Source organism: Pseudomonas sp. Pmew2 (assembly GCF_058129885.1).
Genome location: NZ_CM176702.1, coordinates 3,511,945 through 3,526,535, shown reverse-complemented (window position 1 = coordinate 3,526,535; position 14,591 = coordinate 3,511,945). Strand labels below are relative to the sequence as shown.

The 14,591-nt window shown below is 57.5% G+C and carries 15 protein-coding genes and 1 pseudogene; 5 read left to right on the top strand and 11 right to left on the bottom strand.

The window, feature by feature from the left end; all coding sequences use genetic code 11:
* Nucleotides 1–266 precede the first annotated feature (266 nt).
* The 6 genes from AC4ANK_RS16035 to AC4ANK_RS16010 all read right to left on the bottom strand — a co-directional run bounded on the left by AC4ANK_RS16035 (nt 267) and on the right by AC4ANK_RS16010 (nt 5,466).
* Nucleotides 267–890 (bottom strand): PqiC family protein, encoded by a 624-nt coding sequence (locus tag AC4ANK_RS16035; protein WP_002553228.1) that lies wholly within the window; start codon nt 888–890, stop codon nt 267–269.
* Nucleotides 887–2,566, bottom strand: coding sequence for a PqiB family protein (locus AC4ANK_RS16030; protein WP_002553229.1), 1,680 nt, complete (start codon nt 2,564–2,566; stop codon nt 887–889). The genes AC4ANK_RS16035 and AC4ANK_RS16030 overlap by 4 nt, the downstream gene beginning before the upstream one ends.
* Nucleotides 2,559–3,173 carry a paraquat-inducible protein A gene (locus tag AC4ANK_RS16025; RefSeq protein WP_002553230.1) on the bottom strand — a complete coding sequence of 205 codons (615 nt, stop codon included), beginning with the start codon at nt 3,171–3,173 and terminating at the stop codon, nt 2,559–2,561. The genes AC4ANK_RS16030 and AC4ANK_RS16025 overlap by 8 nt, the downstream gene beginning before the upstream one ends.
* On the bottom strand, nt 3,170–3,799 hold the full coding sequence (locus AC4ANK_RS16020; RefSeq protein WP_005731758.1) for a paraquat-inducible protein A: 630 nt from the start codon (nt 3,797–3,799) through the stop codon (nt 3,170–3,172). The genes AC4ANK_RS16025 and AC4ANK_RS16020 overlap by 4 nt, the downstream gene beginning before the upstream one ends.
* A 275-nt stretch (nt 3,800–4,074) precedes the next feature.
* Nucleotides 4,075–4,374 carry a protealysin inhibitor emfourin gene (locus AC4ANK_RS16015; protein WP_002553232.1) on the bottom strand — a complete coding sequence of 100 codons (300 nt, stop codon included), beginning with the start codon at nt 4,372–4,374 and terminating at the stop codon, nt 4,075–4,077.
* A 21-nt stretch (nt 4,375–4,395) separates the two neighbouring features.
* Nucleotides 4,396–5,466 (bottom strand): M4 family metallopeptidase, encoded by a 1,071-nt coding sequence (locus AC4ANK_RS16010; RefSeq protein ID WP_002553233.1) that lies wholly within the window; start codon nt 5,464–5,466, stop codon nt 4,396–4,398.
* A gap of 267 nt (nt 5,467–5,733) precedes the next feature.
* On the opposite strand from AC4ANK_RS16010, the gene AC4ANK_RS16005 reads away from it, so the two are divergent.
* Nucleotides 5,734–6,090, top strand: coding sequence for a hypothetical protein (locus AC4ANK_RS16005; protein ID WP_005731759.1), 357 nt, complete (start codon nt 5,734–5,736; stop codon nt 6,088–6,090).
* An 88-nt stretch (nt 6,091–6,178) separates the two neighbouring features.
* Here AC4ANK_RS16005 and AC4ANK_RS16000 read toward each other — a convergent pair whose 3' ends face one another.
* Complete coding sequence (locus AC4ANK_RS16000; RefSeq protein ID WP_002553234.1) at nt 6,179–6,496, bottom strand: ElaB/YgaM/YqjD family protein; 318 nt, start codon at nt 6,494–6,496, stop codon at nt 6,179–6,181.
* A gap of 153 nt (nt 6,497–6,649) precedes the next feature.
* On the opposite strand from AC4ANK_RS16000, the gene AC4ANK_RS15995 reads away from it, so the two are divergent.
* The 3 genes from AC4ANK_RS15995 to AC4ANK_RS15985 all read left to right on the top strand — a co-directional run bounded on the left by AC4ANK_RS15995 (nt 6,650) and on the right by AC4ANK_RS15985 (nt 9,063).
* Nucleotides 6,650–6,904 carry a hypothetical protein gene (locus AC4ANK_RS15995; protein WP_002553235.1) on the top strand — a complete coding sequence of 85 codons (255 nt, stop codon included), beginning with the start codon at nt 6,650–6,652 and terminating at the stop codon, nt 6,902–6,904.
* A 124-nt stretch (nt 6,905–7,028) separates the two neighbouring features.
* On the top strand, nt 7,029–8,390 hold the full coding sequence (locus AC4ANK_RS15990; RefSeq protein ID WP_002553236.1) for an MATE family efflux transporter: 1,362 nt from the start codon (nt 7,029–7,031) through the stop codon (nt 8,388–8,390).
* A 22-nt stretch (nt 8,391–8,412) separates the two neighbouring features.
* Nucleotides 8,413–9,063 carry a TetR/AcrR family transcriptional regulator gene (locus AC4ANK_RS15985; RefSeq protein WP_002553237.1) on the top strand — a complete coding sequence of 217 codons (651 nt, stop codon included), beginning with the start codon at nt 8,413–8,415 and terminating at the stop codon, nt 9,061–9,063.
* Between the two features lie 16 nt (nt 9,064–9,079).
* Here the strand turns inward: AC4ANK_RS15985 and AC4ANK_RS15980 are convergent, their stop codons facing one another.
* Nucleotides 9,080–11,821, bottom strand: coding sequence for a beta-glucosidase (locus tag AC4ANK_RS15980; RefSeq protein ID WP_057425307.1), 2,742 nt, complete (start codon nt 11,819–11,821; stop codon nt 9,080–9,082).
* Entirely contained in the window at nt 11,818–12,060 is a 243-nt protein-coding gene (locus AC4ANK_RS15975) for a hypothetical protein (protein WP_002553239.1), read from the bottom strand. Before AC4ANK_RS15975 ends, AC4ANK_RS15980 begins: the two co-directional genes overlap by 4 nt.
* A gap of 548 nt (nt 12,061–12,608) precedes the next feature.
* Between AC4ANK_RS15975 and AC4ANK_RS15970 the strand changes: the two are divergent.
* Nucleotides 12,609–12,926: pseudogene (locus tag AC4ANK_RS15970) on the top strand (hypothetical protein); the annotation flags it as partial.
* Nucleotides 12,927–12,963: 37 nt separating this feature from the next.
* Here AC4ANK_RS15970 and AC4ANK_RS15965 read toward each other — a convergent pair.
* Both AC4ANK_RS15965 and AC4ANK_RS15960 read right to left on the bottom strand, forming a co-directional pair.
* Nucleotides 12,964–13,776 (bottom strand): glycoside hydrolase family protein, encoded by an 813-nt coding sequence (locus tag AC4ANK_RS15965; protein ID WP_460385195.1) that lies wholly within the window; start codon nt 13,774–13,776, stop codon nt 12,964–12,966.
* A gap of 189 nt (nt 13,777–13,965) precedes the next feature.
* The gene (locus tag AC4ANK_RS15960; RefSeq protein WP_002553242.1) at nt 13,966–14,445 is read right to left on the bottom strand and encodes an LEA/WHy family protein; all 480 of its coding nucleotides are present in this window, start codon (nt 14,443–14,445) and stop codon (nt 13,966–13,968) included.
* Between the last annotated feature and the right edge of the window lie 146 nt (nt 14,446–14,591).

Below are 14,591 nucleotides of genomic sequence, written 5' to 3'. Positions count from 1 at the left end.
CTGCAAGCCAAAGGCTTGTTGCCACACATCAGGGTTAACAAGCGTTACTGGCACTGATCGATAAGGCACTCCAACAGACCCGGAAAACTGAGCATTCGGGCCGATCAGGTACTAACGTGCCAGACAGGCGGTAGAGTGTACGTAGGAATTAAACAGGGTGATACATTTTTGTACGGACTTGAACGCTTTTAAACGGCGGTTTTGCAAGGCTTTCTGCAGCCATGTTGCCTGAAACCGGGAGGTCTTTAATGGACCTCCCGATAGGCTTACAGGCAGTGAGAGGCGGGTTGTGCGGTCCAGCTGGCGGCAGTTGCGGCGATCTTGTCAGCTAACCGGGACACGGCCTTCTGATGGGCGATGATGAGATTTTCCATGCCTTCCCCGGCCTGTTCGCGAATCACGCTGCTGCACGTCAGACTCTGCCGCTTGCTGCCGGCGGTGGCGCCTGCATCGCGAAGCCCGAGCGTCCAGACCACATCGATCAACGCATAATTGCCAGGCATCGACTCGAAGCGGCGTACATCTGTACGGACCGAAAGCACCGGTTGATCGCTGTTTTTCGGCAGACCGGCCATGTCGCGGCTGCCGAAATGACGTTCAAGTTGCGGCGTCAGCGCATCGTGAAACTCGTCGCCCAGTGGCGAGCCCCAGCGTTCGGTGTCCAGAATCGCAAGGCTGCCGTTGCCCTGGCGAACCACCAGTGGCGGCTGGTCAACCTGAACCGGCATCAAGACCGGCAGCATCTCGAACTGAAACGGCATGGGTCTGGCCGCTACGCTGCTGGCCGCGCCCATGGGCGCAATCAGGGTGTAATAGTGGGTCTGCGTCGATGTGCAGGCACCCAGGCCCAGGGCTGCGGCAAGTAACGCCAGTTTCAGGCGCAAGGTCATTGTTTTGGCTCCAGATCAATGGCTCGGGATGAGGACGGGGCGTTGAACGAGCGTGGGGCTGCATCGCCCGTGCGACCGCGAATCAGCGATTCTGGATGGCGGCTGAGGAAGTCAGTCAGCACCCGTACCGAACGAGCGGTGCGCTGCACTTCATCCAGCGCCTGGCCCAATTGTTGACGCGCAGGCGAATCTTCAGCGAATGAATCGTTGGCGGTGCCCAGCGTTTTTTCAGCCTGCTGCAAGGTGCCACGCATCTGCGGCAGCACACTGCTGTTCACCTGTTTGAGGGTTTTCTGCAGCTCGCTCAGGCTGCCATTCAGATTCTTCGCCAGCTCGTCGATCGGCAGTTTGCTGAGCTTCTCGACGAACGCCTGCAATTGCTCCTGCAACTTGTCGAAGCTGCCCGGTACGGTCGGGATTTCCAGCGGACGGGCCTTGGCATTGAATGCCACTTTCGGTGCCTTGGGATCGAATTCCATGGCGATGTACAACTGGCCGGTCAACAGGTTGCCGTTGCGCACTTGAGCGCGAAGGCCGTTGGCGACAAACGCTCCCAGCACTCTGGCGGATTGTTCCTCTTCATCGCCCTTGCCGCCGAGTTCCTGCAGTTTCGACTCGGCCGCACCCAGGCGCTTGGGATAAATCACTGCACCCACGATACCTGGGAAGGTCTTGGTCGCCGGGTCGTAATCCAGATCGACCGACACCACCTTGCCGATATTGACGCCCAGAAAGTCTACCGCTGCGTTGACCGTCAACCCGCGAAGCGACTGATTGAAGCGCATGCGGATATAGCGCGGTTCGCCGTCGGGCGGAGCCAGCGCGGTGGCCTGATCATCGAATATCTTGAATTCGGCGTTCTCGTCGGCGAGTTTCGAGTCCGGGCTCCAGTTGGGCTCGCGGAAGGCAATGCCGCCGGAGATGATCGAGGTCAGCGACTGGGTATTGACCTTCACCCCTGACGCGCCAACCGTGATGTCGACCCCGCTGGCATTCCAGAAACGGGTGTCGGTGGTGATGTACTGATCATTTGGTGCGTTGATGAAGATCTGAATATCGACCCCGCGACCATCCTTGGACAACTCGTAGCCAACCACCTGACCGACCTGAATGCGTCGATAGTAGATCGGTGAGCCAATGTCCAGAGAGCCGAGGTCGTCGGTATGCAGTTTGAAGCGCTTGCCTTTTTCACCAAAAGTGACCGGTGGCGGTGTTTCCAGACCGGTAAAGCTGGTTTTAGTCTCTTCGGAGCTGCCCGCGTCGGCGCCAATGAAGGCGCCTGACAGCAACGTGTCGACGCCCGATACGCCGTGCGCGCCGATGCGCGGTCGCACCACCCAGAACTGGCTGTCGATTCTCGTGAACGGCGCGGCGCTGGTGTTCAGGTCGATGCTGGCCAGTACATGGGTACGGTCTTCACTAAGGGTGATATCGGTAACCATGCCGATGATCACGTTTTTGTATTTGACCTGGGTCTTGTTGGCCTCAAGGCCTTCTGCGGTCAGGAAGCTCACGGTTATTTTCGGGCCGATGTTCATCCAGTCATGCAAAGCCATGGATACGCCAATGATCGCTGCAACGATCGGCACCAGCCAGATCAGCGAGACGCGCAGGCGACGACGTTTGACTTCAGGGCGTGGCACTGAAGCAGACGGGGGGAGGGTATTGTCAGACATCTTCAACCTCTGCGTCCCAGATAAGCCGGGGATCGAAACTCATGGCGGCGAACATCGTCATCACCACTACCAAGCCAAAAAACAGAATACCGATCCGCGGCTCGATGGTGCTGAGCTCGCGAAACTGAACCAGAGACGCCACAAGGGCCACAACCAGCACATCGAGCATCGACCAGTAGCCGATCAGCTCGATGAAACGGTAAAGACGTGCGCGCTCGCGCATCGCCCAGGTGCTGCGGCGCTGACACGTGATCAGCTGCATGCCCAGCACCAGAAATTTGATACAGGGCACCAGAACACTGGCGACAAAGATCAGGATGGCAATGTCCCAGGAGCCGCTTTCAAAAAACTCCAGTACGCCGCTCATGATGGTGCTTTCACTGCGGTTGCCCAGAAGGTTGGTGTACATCACCGGCAGCACATTGGCCGGGATATAGAAGATCAGTGCGGCAATCAGATAAGCCCAGGTGCGGCTGATACTGTTGGGCTTGCGTCTGTGTACCGGTGAGTCGCAGCGCGGGCAGCGCGTAGCGCCCTCCTGGCAGGCGTAACCGCAGGTATGGCACAGGCAGAGCTTGTGTTCATGGGCGAAGGGAATGCCGTTCATTGCGGCGGCACTCCCAGTTCATCCCACAACCTGCGGATGTCCTTGTTGGCGATCAGCAGAATCAGCACCATCAGCATGGCCATGGCCCACAGCCCGACGCCGGGATGCACGTCGAGCATTCCTGACAGCTTGATGATCGCCACCAGAATACCGAGCATGCACACTTCGAGCATGCTCCACGGCCGCAGGTGTTCCAGGGCGCGCATGCAGGCCCTGAAGCCGGGCGCGATGATGCCTTTGTGCGCATGTACTAACACCCAGAACAGCAAGGCGATCTGCAAAAGCGGCGCAAAGATAATCGAAAGGCCGGCGACCAGCGCAATGATCGTGATTCGCCCTTGGGCAAGGGCTTCAACCGATTGCCAGAGCGTGACCTCGTTGGTCAGGCCCTTCATGCTGATGCTGATCACGGGAAACAGGTTGGCGAATACAAAAAGCATGGCCGCAGCGACGGTCAGTGCCAGTAACTGCTCAATGGTCATTCGGTGGCCGCGCCCGAGCAGTGCCTCGCAACGCAGGCAGAACGCTGCTTCACCGGGCTTCAGCGGTTGCGCTTCGTACAGCGAGTCGCAATGCTCGCAAATGATCAGGCCAGGAGAGTGTTCAGTAGGATGCACAGTGCTCATCGACGCCATTGCTGCAGAGGTAAGGGGTGAGAACGCGAAGCACGAAAAGATACCTCGTTAATGGCAGTGTGAAGCGTTTTTTTTTGTACAGTCCATGCCAACGTATTGGTACACGTCATTGACCGCGATAGCGGTGGGTGGTTCACATGTCATAGCGCCATTATTCCATGCGGGAGCACATGCAGGAATAAGGGTGGAGAATATGTCGGCAACCGATGCCTTTTACACTCATCTGCAAGGCATCGGTCGCCGTATTGTTTTCAAACAGGCCTGTCCTAGAGCTTGCCGGGCTTTACGCGTTGCTTGAGGAACCCTAGCAGCTGGCGGGCGGACGCTGGCACGTTGTGTTCGTCAAACGTGAGGCAGATTTCTCTGGCCTCATCCTCAATAGTGATTTCGTACTGATTCAGATCCCGCGCCTGATCATTGAACGCGCTGCTGGACTGATTCAGGCCGCTGTCACTGACCAGCCGCTGCAGTTGCTCGGCTTCCGGCTGCTCAAGGGTGGACGTATCGACTTCACAGCGTTTGACGGCGCCCGCAAAGCCGCCGGATTGCACTAGACAGACTTTCATTTCAAGCACCTTTGTGTTCGGCTAAACCTTGACCCCGACTTCCTTCCAGGCCGCTTGTACGGCTTTTTTGGCTTTAGGGCCGAAGCGTGAATCCGAGGCGATTTTTATGCTGGCTCTGGCGCAGTCGACAAACTGACTGTCAGAGGCCAGCTCCAGCATCGTTTCATACCAGATTCTGCCCGCTACTTCCCAGGCATTTCCGCCCAACGCCTTGGCGACCAGCACGAACGCCCGATTGGGGATGCCCGAATTGATGTGAACGCCGCCGCGGTCCTTGGCACCAGTGTACAGATCGGCCATCGTTGTCGGTTGCGGATCATCGCCCAGGTCCGGATCGTTGGAATAGGCGGTGCCCGGTTTTTCCATGTCGCGAATACCCCGTCGTGTAGGAGCGGGCACTAGCAATTCCTTGCCGACTACCCAGTCCGACTCGGCGGCGCTGGTGCCCTGTTTCCATTGACGCACCAGCATGCCGAAGACATCGGCGAAATGCTCGTTGAGGGCTCCGGACTGTCCGCGGTAATCCAGGTTCGAGGTGAAACTCTGCACCCCGTGGGTCAGTTCATGGGCGATTACTTCCAGGCTGCCGGTGAAGCGCTTGAAGACCAGATCATCACCGTCGCCATACGCCATCTGGCTGCCATTCCAGTAGGCGTTGCTCAGCGGTACGTGGTCGCCATTGAAGTCCACCTCGGCGACGTGCACCGTAGACACCAGCGACATGCCACTGTCGTCCAGCGAATTGCGCTCGAACAGTTCCGCGTAGAAATCGTAGACATCGCCGGAACCGTCGTATGCTTCATCGGTTGCCTTGTCACCAGTCGGGGCCTGGCCTTCCTTGCGAGCCACAGCGCCGGGAAGATCGTCGGTTCCCTTGGCATCGTGAATCACGCAGTGCTTTCGACCGTCAGGCGATTTGATCGCGTGCATGGAGGGCATGGTTCGGGCTGAAAGTCGTGATGCCAGGAACGCCGAGCTGCTCGTCAGGTTGGCAATGGCCCGGGCGCTTACCAGAGTCTTTGGGGACTGCGCCATACGCTCGAGCATATAAGGCGGAATGAAGCAATGCAGGGGGTTACGGTCGTCGCACATGATGAACTCCTGTTCTAATGCACCAACGGCGGCAAGCCATCGGTCAACATGGTCGCAGGCGTTTGACACTTCATGTTGCGTTTATATGCAAAGAAATATCTGATCACATGACCAGTGATCGCAAAAAATATAACTGATTGTTGCGAGAACAGCGCATGGCCAGTGCCCAAAGCCCTTTGGCCGGGCATGCGACACCTCGACACAGTCCATCAACGGGCATTGCGAGAATGTTAGACTCGCGCCACTTCAGACGAGGAGCAGACCTACGTGCGCAAGACGGTAATGATGATAGTGGTACTGGCTCTGGCCGGATGCGATGCAGGCAACTCGAGTGCGCCCGCCAGGGAAAAAGCCCAGGATGCGGCGGTTACTGCTCCGGTCTCCACGCCACAGTGGTTCATCCAGATGAATTCGCGCGAAGCGGTGAGCGATACCAGTGCCTGGCTGCTGGAACGCAGTTATGCCCCAGTCATCGTGGACATCGACGGTAAGCAGCAATTGTTGATCGGACCTTATGAAAGCCAGGCCCAGGCTGAGGAACAGCGCGTGTTGTTGCAGGCCAAAGTGAGCAAATCCCACCGGTTTGCCGAGCCGTCGGTGGTACAGCACGCCCGCTTAAGGTAATTCATCAGACCTACACCATCGTTACAACAGCATCAAGCATTGCGGGCCCGTACCCAGGCCCGCGATGCTTCTCATCAGCGGCTGTCGATCAACGACGACCCAGCAACAGGCCGACTACCAGGCCGAAGCCTGCAGAAATAGCCACGGTTTGCCACGGGTGACCACCGATGTAGGTTTCGGTCGCTTCAACGACTGGTTTGGTGCGGTCGCGCACGCTGGCCATCGAGTCCAGTGCCTGCTTAAGCTTGAGGCTCAGTTGTGCACGCAGCGTTTCTGCTTCTTCGCCAACCAGCGCAGCGCTTTCCTTGAGCAATTTGTCGGATTCTTCGATCAGTGCCTGCAGGTCACTGAATGCCTGATCCTTGATTTGATCGGCAGCTTGTTGAGCAGGGGTCTTACGAGCCATGGGTATCTTCCTTTCAAGTGATGGCAACAGTGATCAATGGAGTCTCGCGCATCCTGAAAAGTTGCAATTGCTTGAATGACCCGACGCAAGACTCTGCAGGTAACGCCCCTTACGGGTGTAAGATGCAGCCGTTTTTAGCCGTAGGTGACTGTGATGAGTTTCAATCTGGCCAATCGGCCGCTCCCCGAACGTACCGCTCTTGAAGACGAGAAATCCCGTTTGTTCGACCTCTGGCAGAGCAATCTGGGCAAGGCCAAGAGTGAGGCTGCACGCTTGATGGGCGAGCGCGCCAAGCGCAAGGGCAAGTGGTCCGAATGGGTACGTTCCGAACTGGACACGATGAGCCCGCCGGAATACGCCAACATGGTTCGCAGTGAAGTGAATCGTCTGGTGGCGGCGAGCAAGTAGCCCGCGACAGCGACCCTCGCATTTGGCGGTGATCGTTGCTCGTGCCAGTGTTGGCATGACGGTTACAAACTTCCGTTCCTCATGCACTTGCATGCCGGGCTGACCAGGCTTTTTGAGAACATTGATGGCCCAAGCCAGCGCAAGATTCACCCAGGGCAGCGTAGCGCGCCACATCGTCGTCACCGCCAGTACCAGTGCCTTGAGCCTGTTTGCGGTTTTTCTCGTCGACATACTGACGCTGGTCTATGTCTCGATGCTGCATGACCCTGTGCTTCTGGCTGCGGTCGGCATCGCCAAGGTGCTGATTTTTTTCAACAGCGCGCTGGTGACCGGCGTGATCATCGCTGCGACTTCGGTATTGTCGGAGCGCATCGGTCATCGTGCGGTGAAGTCCATCCCTCGATTGACCGGCAGCCTCATGCTGATGGTAGTCACGGTCGCCGCTCTGGCGTCTGTCACGCAGTTGGCGCTGGTGGTGCCGATTACCCACTGGCTGGGGGCCGAGGCGGCCACTTACGAGGCGGCGCGCAGTTTCATCTGGCTGACACTGCCTTTTACCGTGCTACAGGCCGTGATGCAGATGTCGGCGCAGATGCTCAGAACCACCGGTGATAACCGTCGGGCGCTGGCAGTGGTGCTCTCAGCGGCCGCCACGCTGGCGGTCGCAGACCCGCTGTTCATCTTTGTGCTGGACCTGGGGCTGAACGGCGCAGGCATCGCCTTTGCCATATCGGCAGCGGTGTCCGCTTCCATCGGCCTGTATTGGGTGCGCAGCCGCATGGGGATGGTCTTCACACGCAATCTGAAACTGCTGCGCCTGCATGCCGTGCGTACCTTCAGGCTTGCGCTTCCTGCCATGGCGGCGAATCTGGCGACACCGATCGGTTTGGCTTATCTTGTCGCCTCACTTTCGGCATTCGGCACCTCCGCCCTGGCCGCCATGGCAGTGCTGGATCGGGTCCTGCAGTTTTCGTATTGCGCCTTTTTTGCTTTGCCCGGCGCGCTGGCCCCGGTGCTTGGCCAGAATATTGGTGCGAACCGCGATGATCGCGTACGTTCTGCGGTCATCTTTACCCGGCGGCTGGTGGTCTGTTACGGGCTTGCAGTCTGGTTGATGCTGGTGCTGTGTAGCGGCATGATTGCCGATCTCTACCAGCTAGGAGCCGAGGCCCGCGCTGTGTTCATGGCCTTTTGCTTGTGGGGCGGCGGCCTCTGGGTTTTGATTGGTCTGGATTTCGTCGCCATCGCCGTATTCATAACCATGAACAAGTCATGGTGGGTGGCGGTGTTTGCCTGGCTCAGGGCAACAGCGGGTACAGTGCCCTTCGTATTCGCCGGTATTCACTGGTTCGGCAGCAGTGGTGCATTGCCTGGCATGTTTACCGGTAATGCGATCATTGCGCTGATCTCCATCACCACCGCTTCACTGACAGCGAAGCGGTTTTTTACCAGCAGGGCCCCGGTTACCAGCATCGGGGTACATTGAATCAAGGCGTTATCAGGTTTTTATGGTTATCGAAGAATCAGGGAATGAATCCGAAGAAACAGCTGCGCCCAAGCGCCGTCGTGCGCCCAAGGGTGACATGCGCAGAAAGGCCTTGCTGGATGCCGCCACGGTTGTTTTCGCCAGGGACGGCTATTCGAGTGCATCAATGCGCGAGGTTGCATTGCTTGCCGGCATCACCACCGTCGGCTTGCTGCACCATTTCCCCAACAAGGAAGCCTTGCTCGCTGCGTTGCTGGAGCGCAGGGATCAGCGGGTTACGTCACGCTTTCAGGATCTGGTGACCGAACCGACGCTTGACGGGTTTCTGAAATTTCTGAAGCTGAGCATGAGCTTCAGTATCGAGAATGCCGACGAGTGTCAGGCGGCACTGCTGATGAATACCGAGAGCCTGTCGAAGTCGCACCCTGCGTGGACATGGCATCGCGAGCGATTCCAGCTGACTCATGAGCATGCACGCGGCCATTTGCAGGCGTTGATAGAGGCGGGAGAAGTGCGTGCCGACATCAATGTCAAAGCCCTGGCCCAGGAAATCTTCTCGGTCATGGACGGTTTGCAGATTCAGTGGCTGAGAAGCCCGCAAGACGTCGACGTCATGGCGGTTTTCGATATCTACGTGCAGCGTCTGGGCAGGGATATCAAGGCTCATCCCTGAGCCTTGACGGGGTGCATCAGTAAGTCTGTGCCGCGCTGACCTGTACTGCCTTGCGCAGTGGCAGTGGCAGCGGGTTGCTGTCACGAGTGGTCAGTTTTTCCGGGTACAGGGTGATCAGCGTCCTGTTGAGGGTCAGGTTCTCCGAGTCTGCCCCCACGAGAATCTTGAACTTCCCGGCGTCCACGTCCCAGCTTGCCGTCTTGTCGACGTAGTAGGCCAGGGAGCGGGAGTCTATCGGTACGCTGACAGTCTTGCTCTCGCCGGGTTGCAGGTACACCTTGGTGAAGCCCTTGAGCTCTTTCTCCGGACGGTCCACCGCAGGTTTGACCGGCTGCACATATAGCTGTGCCACTTCGAAGCCTGCCTTGTCACCCGTATTGGTCACGGTGAATTTGACGTCGATTGTCGAGCCCGGCGTCAGCACGTTGGTCGACAGTTTCAGGTCGCTGTAGCTGAACGTGGTGTAGGACAGGCCGTAACCGAACGGGTAGAGCGGCTTGGCGTGTTTCTTGTCATAGCCGCGATAACCCATGTACAGGCCTTCGCTGTAGGTCATTTCGGTCAGCGGATTGCTGCCGCGATAGGCAACCGGGTCCGGATAGGAGGCGTAGCTTGGGTTATCCTCGATTTTCTTGTCGATCGTGACCGGCAACTTGCCCGACGGGTTGACCTTGCCATAGAGGATCTCAGCCAGCGCCTGACCGCCTTGCTGGCCCGGGAACCAGGCTTGCAGCGTAGCGCCCACCTTGTTTGCCCAAGGCTGCATGTTGGCCACGCCGCCGCCGTGCATGACGACGATGGTGTTGGGGTTGGCCTTGGCAACGAAGCTGATCAGCTCAGCCTGTTGATCGGGCAGATCGAAACCGTGGTCAGAGCCTTCGCCTTCGTTCTCGGACGTATTCCCTGTAGCAACCACGACTGCATCGTATTTCGACAGGTCTTTTGGCGGACGCAACGACGCCCAGCTCATCTGCACGCCCGTCAGGCTACCCAGCACAGGGATAAAGTTGCCTTGTACACGCTGGTATTCCAGCTTCACGCTATAGGTCTTGCCAGCCGACAATGCTGCGGTTTTCCCCGACGTTGTCAGCGCGTTCACTACGTCACCGGAGTAAGGCACGCCATCGCTCTGCAGAACGAGTTCATCGTTGACCCACAGTTTGTAAGGGCCGTCTGCTCGCACCTTGAACATCTGAGCGCCCGAGACGGTTGGTTTGATGGTGGTGGTAAACCGCGCCGAGAATGCCCCGGGTGACGGGCTGAAGCCAGACACCGCAGTACTGCCTGCGTTGGTGACGTTGCTGCCGGTGGTCCAGTTCAGGTTCAAGCCTGGTTCCACGCGCGTTAGCACCGGGTCGCCGGAAAAGGTGGTGTTGGAGAAGTACTCGGCTTTTACCCCGGCGTTGCTGATTCCGTTGTCGCCGGTTGCTGGCTGATACCACACCGAACTGGCCGGATTCAGGCTCATTTCCGAGAGGTAGGTGACATCGGAGCTGCTGGACGCCAGTTGCTGCAGGCCGCTCAGCTCGGTTACATAGCTGTTGGGCGGCGAGTTCGCAGTGCCAAAAGGAGATGCAGGGACATCGTGGGCCCAGTTGCCAATCACAGCGATTTTCGCCGAGCGCGCCAGCGGCAGCAACGGTTTGCCCGCAGCGGTGTTTTCGTTGCGCAGTAATACGATGGATTCGCGCGCGGTATTCAGTGCAGCGCGCATGCCGTACTCGGGATGCTCCAGAGTCTTGGCGGTGTTGAGGTTTTCCTGGAGGTCGTAGCTGACGATGGCGCGCAGGTTACGTTTGACCTTGTCGTCGATCACGTTCTGGGTCAGTTGCCCGCTCCACAGGTAAGGCAGCAGTTTGGCTTCGGTAAACTGCAGGCCGGATGGCATGTCGATGTCAGTACCGGCCCATGCGCCCTTGAACGCATCGTGAATGGCGTTGAAATCACTGATGACCATGCCCTGATAGCCCCATTCGCCCTTGAGCACTTCAGTGATCAGGTGATGGTTTTCACAGGCATAGTCGCCGTTGACCTTGTTGAAACCGCACATGATCGAGGCGACATTGGCGTTCTTCACCATCGACTCGAAGCCCGGCAGGTACAGTTCACGCAGGGTGCGCTCATCGACCTTGATGTCGACTGCCTGACGATTGGCTTCCTGCTCGTTGGCCAGGTAGTGCTTGCCGCTGGCCTGGATGCCCTGGGCCTGAATGCCGTTGACAATTGCCGGTGCCAGTACCGCGCCGAGGAACGGGTCCTCACCGCTGACATATTCTGCCGAACGACCGTTGTAGGGCGTGCGGTACAGGTTGACGCCTGGCGACAGCATCTGCTGGCCGCCGGAAATCCGTGTCTCATAAGCGATGGCCAGGCCGAATTCCTTGGCCCGGTTGATGCTCCAGGTCGCTGCCAGCGCCGACTGCGAAGGGTACTGAGCACCGAACGTGGCATTGTTGACGTGTACGCCCATGGACGAGTCATACGCCACGGTGCCCTTGATGCCCCACTTGAGCAGGGAAGGGATCATGTGGCCGTCGTCGACGCGAGTGAAGTTGATCTTTTCCGACTGGTTCATGTTGTCGAGAATCGAGCTGACGCGCGCTTCGACTGCGTTACCGGTCGCCGGGGTCACGGCGGCGAGCGCAAGGTTGGCCTGCATGACGCTGAACGTCAGCAGGCTCAGGCTCAGCGTCTGTTTGAAGGCTGACAAGGCAAGTGTCCTTCCGGTCGATGTGATCGGTTGATTGAGGTTGTTCATGGTCGTTGTGCCTGGGCAGGGGCGTCGTCGGTGTCCACTGGCGCTTCGAGCAGGGACGACGAACTCTGTTGTTGAGCCGGGTTGATCTTGTCAGCGCCTGATAACTGGTCGCGCTTGGCTTCCACCTGCGTCCGGATCTGTTGATCGGACACAGCGGTATTTGTGCTGGAAGTTGAGTCCGCTGACAGTGCGCAGACACTGTGCGCGCACAAAAGTACTGCACTGAAAACAGACAGCATGGTTCTAGTCATCGATTGCATCTCGATTAATGGTTTGCAGGAGAAAAACAGACGGCTGTCGCAATGACACATCGCTGAACAGTAAGTCCAACGCGACAGTAAAAAGTTCACCGGTAGATAAAGTATTACTAACCTTATTTTTATTAAATGATGTCAGTTGGTCTTCATCAGGTTTTTCTTGACGAAAAAAAATTGAGATGATGATTTTTACGGGTTTAAATAGCTATTTTTGCTATTAAATTGGTTTTAATTTTTAAAAAAATTGTAATTTTCAGGTTTTAATTGCTTTTTAGTAAACCTAATTGTCGCTAGGTTTAGTGATCTGGTAAGCTTTTCATTCTGACGCTTTTATGTGCGTTCAACACAAGCGACTAATAGTCTATTCAGGGCGGTTCTATAAAAGATTGATGGGCTCAATGATTGTTTTTGAATGCGCTTCAATAAATAGAGTGTTCTAAAAAGTGTGCAAAAATTGACGCTTTGTGCACGGCTTTATTTAAGGTTGAGCGTGTGTTGTGCAGGTCGGGAAGAACGGTATCGGGTGTCCACTGTTTTGCGCGTCAGGCTTCATTAAGTTAAAGGCAAATGCGGTGAGTTACGAATGTCCACGCGTTGACCTCGCGATCTTGAGCATCGTCAAGCGATTGTGCTTGAGCAAACCCCAAAAGCTTACGTTTGGTCAGATCTACCGGGAGCTGGTGCGCGCGTACGCTCGTGCCCCGGCCATCCACGTTTGTGTGGGAGCGGTCGACACGCTGGTCAGGGAGGGGCTTCTGGTCTCCGCAAGAGTCCTGGAGCCCGATCAGTCATTTCCTTATACCCAGCACATCATCAGTGGCCTGACCGAGATTGGCGCAGCCTCGCTTGCCAGCTGTGAAGACCCCGTGGTCACTCAACGCAGTGTCACTCGTTATACGGCAACGAGAGGTAGTATTGGCCCAGTTCGGTCAGCTTACCCTCATTGTTCAACAGGCTGGAAAAGTGCGGGTCCGGGTTCATCCGGCCAGTGAACCAGGCGTACCTGAACACGTCCGTGCGCTGCTCAAGCGTGGCGACCATCTCGGCCATCTGCTGCTTCTGCTTTTCGACCGTATCAATCTGCGCACCGTCATCCAGGGCGTGCCAATTGGCGAACTCGGTGACCCAGAAGGGTTTTCCGTACTTCGACAGCCGATCGAGCATTCCTGGCAAACCATAGTCGTACCAGTGAAAAGCCAGGTAATCGATGCGCGGGTCGCGATTTTGATTCATCGATCGATAGGCTGTGTAGAAGGCATCAAGCCATACCACCGGGTCGCCGTAGCCCGGCATGGTTCCCCAGTTCATCGCTGGCCCAACCAGTTTTACGCCGGTCTGGGCAGCGTCCAGCCTCGGCCAGAAACTGGCCGCCGCTTCGGGCGTCATGTTGGCCTGGTCGAGCAGATTCGGCTCATTGATCACCAGCAAATAGCGGATGGCGGGATGGGCCAGCAGGTATTGCTTCAATTGACCGTCGTCAACGTTGCCGTTCCATACCATCGGGATGAAATCCACACCGTACATTGAGGCGTAGTCGTAGGACGCCAGGCGGTCGTGGGGCTTGGGGCTCCAGTTGTACCACCAGCTCACGCCCGAAGATAACGCACTCAGGTCGGCGGGCAGGGCGATGTCGTAGGCAATGCCGCGCTTGGCGCTTTTTTCTGCAGCCCATGTCGGTGCCATGCACAGGCTGAGCATCAGCGTCACAAGAGACAGAAAGGTCGGGAAAAAACGTGCTGACGGGTTCTGCGGGGTCATTGGCAAATCTTCCTTGAGGATGGGGAGGCATGGAGCATGCTCAGCAGTCAGCCAGCAGAAAGCATGCCACCTGTATCGCCCCGTTTACGCTGCCAAACCCTGACAGGCATTACTACCCGTAATGACTGGTTACCAGGGATCTCCCTCGGCCTGGCGCAAATCCAGCGTGCCGCTGTCACTGAAGCGCATCGTGCCGAACAGGCCGCCAGCCAGTTTGCCGCGAAGCGTATAGGGCAGATTGTCCAAACGCTGGCTCTGACTAAGCCCCAGTGCCTGGCGCAAGGCGGCGAACGCCGACACGCTGACCGGCACCACCAGCACCGCCTCGGAGAAGCGTCCTACGGTGCCTTTCTGGTTGCTCACGCCAGAGGCGAGCAGCTTACCGTTCACGTCCAGATCCAGCGCCACGCCGGTGTAGTTGATCTCGGTTTCGTTCGGGTTCTGCACCCGCAATGTGACCGCCATGCGCAGTTCAAGTCCCTGCCCGGGAACGGGTTCGATACCGACGACGTTGATCGTCAGCGGGTCTCGATGGGGGATGAGTGCACACGCGCTCAAACCAAGGATAAGCAGGCCTGAGAGCAGGGCGCGGATCGGGCGTAGCGACATTCGTGTGCTCCAGCGTCGGGTTCAGTCATCTTCAGACCTCGTCTGCCATGAGAGATTCGTCCTGTCGGGCGCAATGCCGGGATACCCGCTAATCTGCCTGTTTCAACCATTGCGTCCGCAAGGCAGCAGGTTGATGATTCGACCGA

What these genes read in the sequence shown, in the direction of transcription:
- AC4ANK_RS16035 (WP_002553228.1), bottom strand. Translation starts at nt 890, where the DNA reads ATGACCTTGCGCCTGAAACTGGCGTTACTTGCCGCAGCCCTGGGCCTG.
- AC4ANK_RS16030 (WP_002553229.1), bottom strand. Translation starts at nt 2,566, where the DNA reads ATGTCTGACAATACCCTCCCCCCGTCTGCTTCAGTGCCACGCCCTGAA.
- AC4ANK_RS16025 (WP_002553230.1), bottom strand. Translation starts at nt 3,173, where the DNA reads ATGAACGGCATTCCCTTCGCCCATGAACACAAGCTCTGCCTGTGCCAT.
- AC4ANK_RS16020 (WP_005731758.1), bottom strand. Translation starts at nt 3,799, where the DNA reads ATGAGCACTGTGCATCCTACTGAACACTCTCCTGGCCTGATCATTTGC.
- AC4ANK_RS16015 (WP_002553232.1), bottom strand. Translation starts at nt 4,374, where the DNA reads ATGAAAGTCTGTCTAGTGCAATCCGGCGGCTTTGCGGGCGCCGTCAAA.
- AC4ANK_RS16010 (WP_002553233.1), bottom strand. Translation starts at nt 5,466, where the DNA reads ATGTGCGACGACCGTAACCCCCTGCATTGCTTCATTCCGCCTTATATG.
- AC4ANK_RS16000 (WP_002553234.1), bottom strand. Translation starts at nt 6,496, where the DNA reads ATGGCTCGTAAGACCCCTGCTCAACAAGCTGCCGATCAAATCAAGGAT.
- AC4ANK_RS15995 (WP_002553235.1), top strand. Translation starts at nt 6,650, where the DNA reads ATGAGTTTCAATCTGGCCAATCGGCCGCTCCCCGAACGTACCGCTCTT.
- AC4ANK_RS15990 (WP_002553236.1), top strand. Translation starts at nt 7,029, where the DNA reads ATGGCCCAAGCCAGCGCAAGATTCACCCAGGGCAGCGTAGCGCGCCAC.
- AC4ANK_RS15985 (WP_002553237.1), top strand. Translation starts at nt 8,413, where the DNA reads ATGGTTATCGAAGAATCAGGGAATGAATCCGAAGAAACAGCTGCGCCC.
- AC4ANK_RS15980 (WP_057425307.1), bottom strand. Translation starts at nt 11,821, where the DNA reads ATGAACAACCTCAATCAACCGATCACATCGACCGGAAGGACACTTGCC.
- AC4ANK_RS15975 (WP_002553239.1), bottom strand. Translation starts at nt 12,060, where the DNA reads ATGCTGTCTGTTTTCAGTGCAGTACTTTTGTGCGCGCACAGTGTCTGC.
- AC4ANK_RS15965 (WP_460385195.1), bottom strand. Translation starts at nt 13,776, where the DNA reads ATGCTCAGCCTGTGCATGGCACCGACATGGGCTGCAGAAAAAAGCGCC.
- AC4ANK_RS15960 (WP_002553242.1), bottom strand. Translation starts at nt 14,445, where the DNA reads ATGTCGCTACGCCCGATCCGCGCCCTGCTCTCAGGCCTGCTTATCCTT.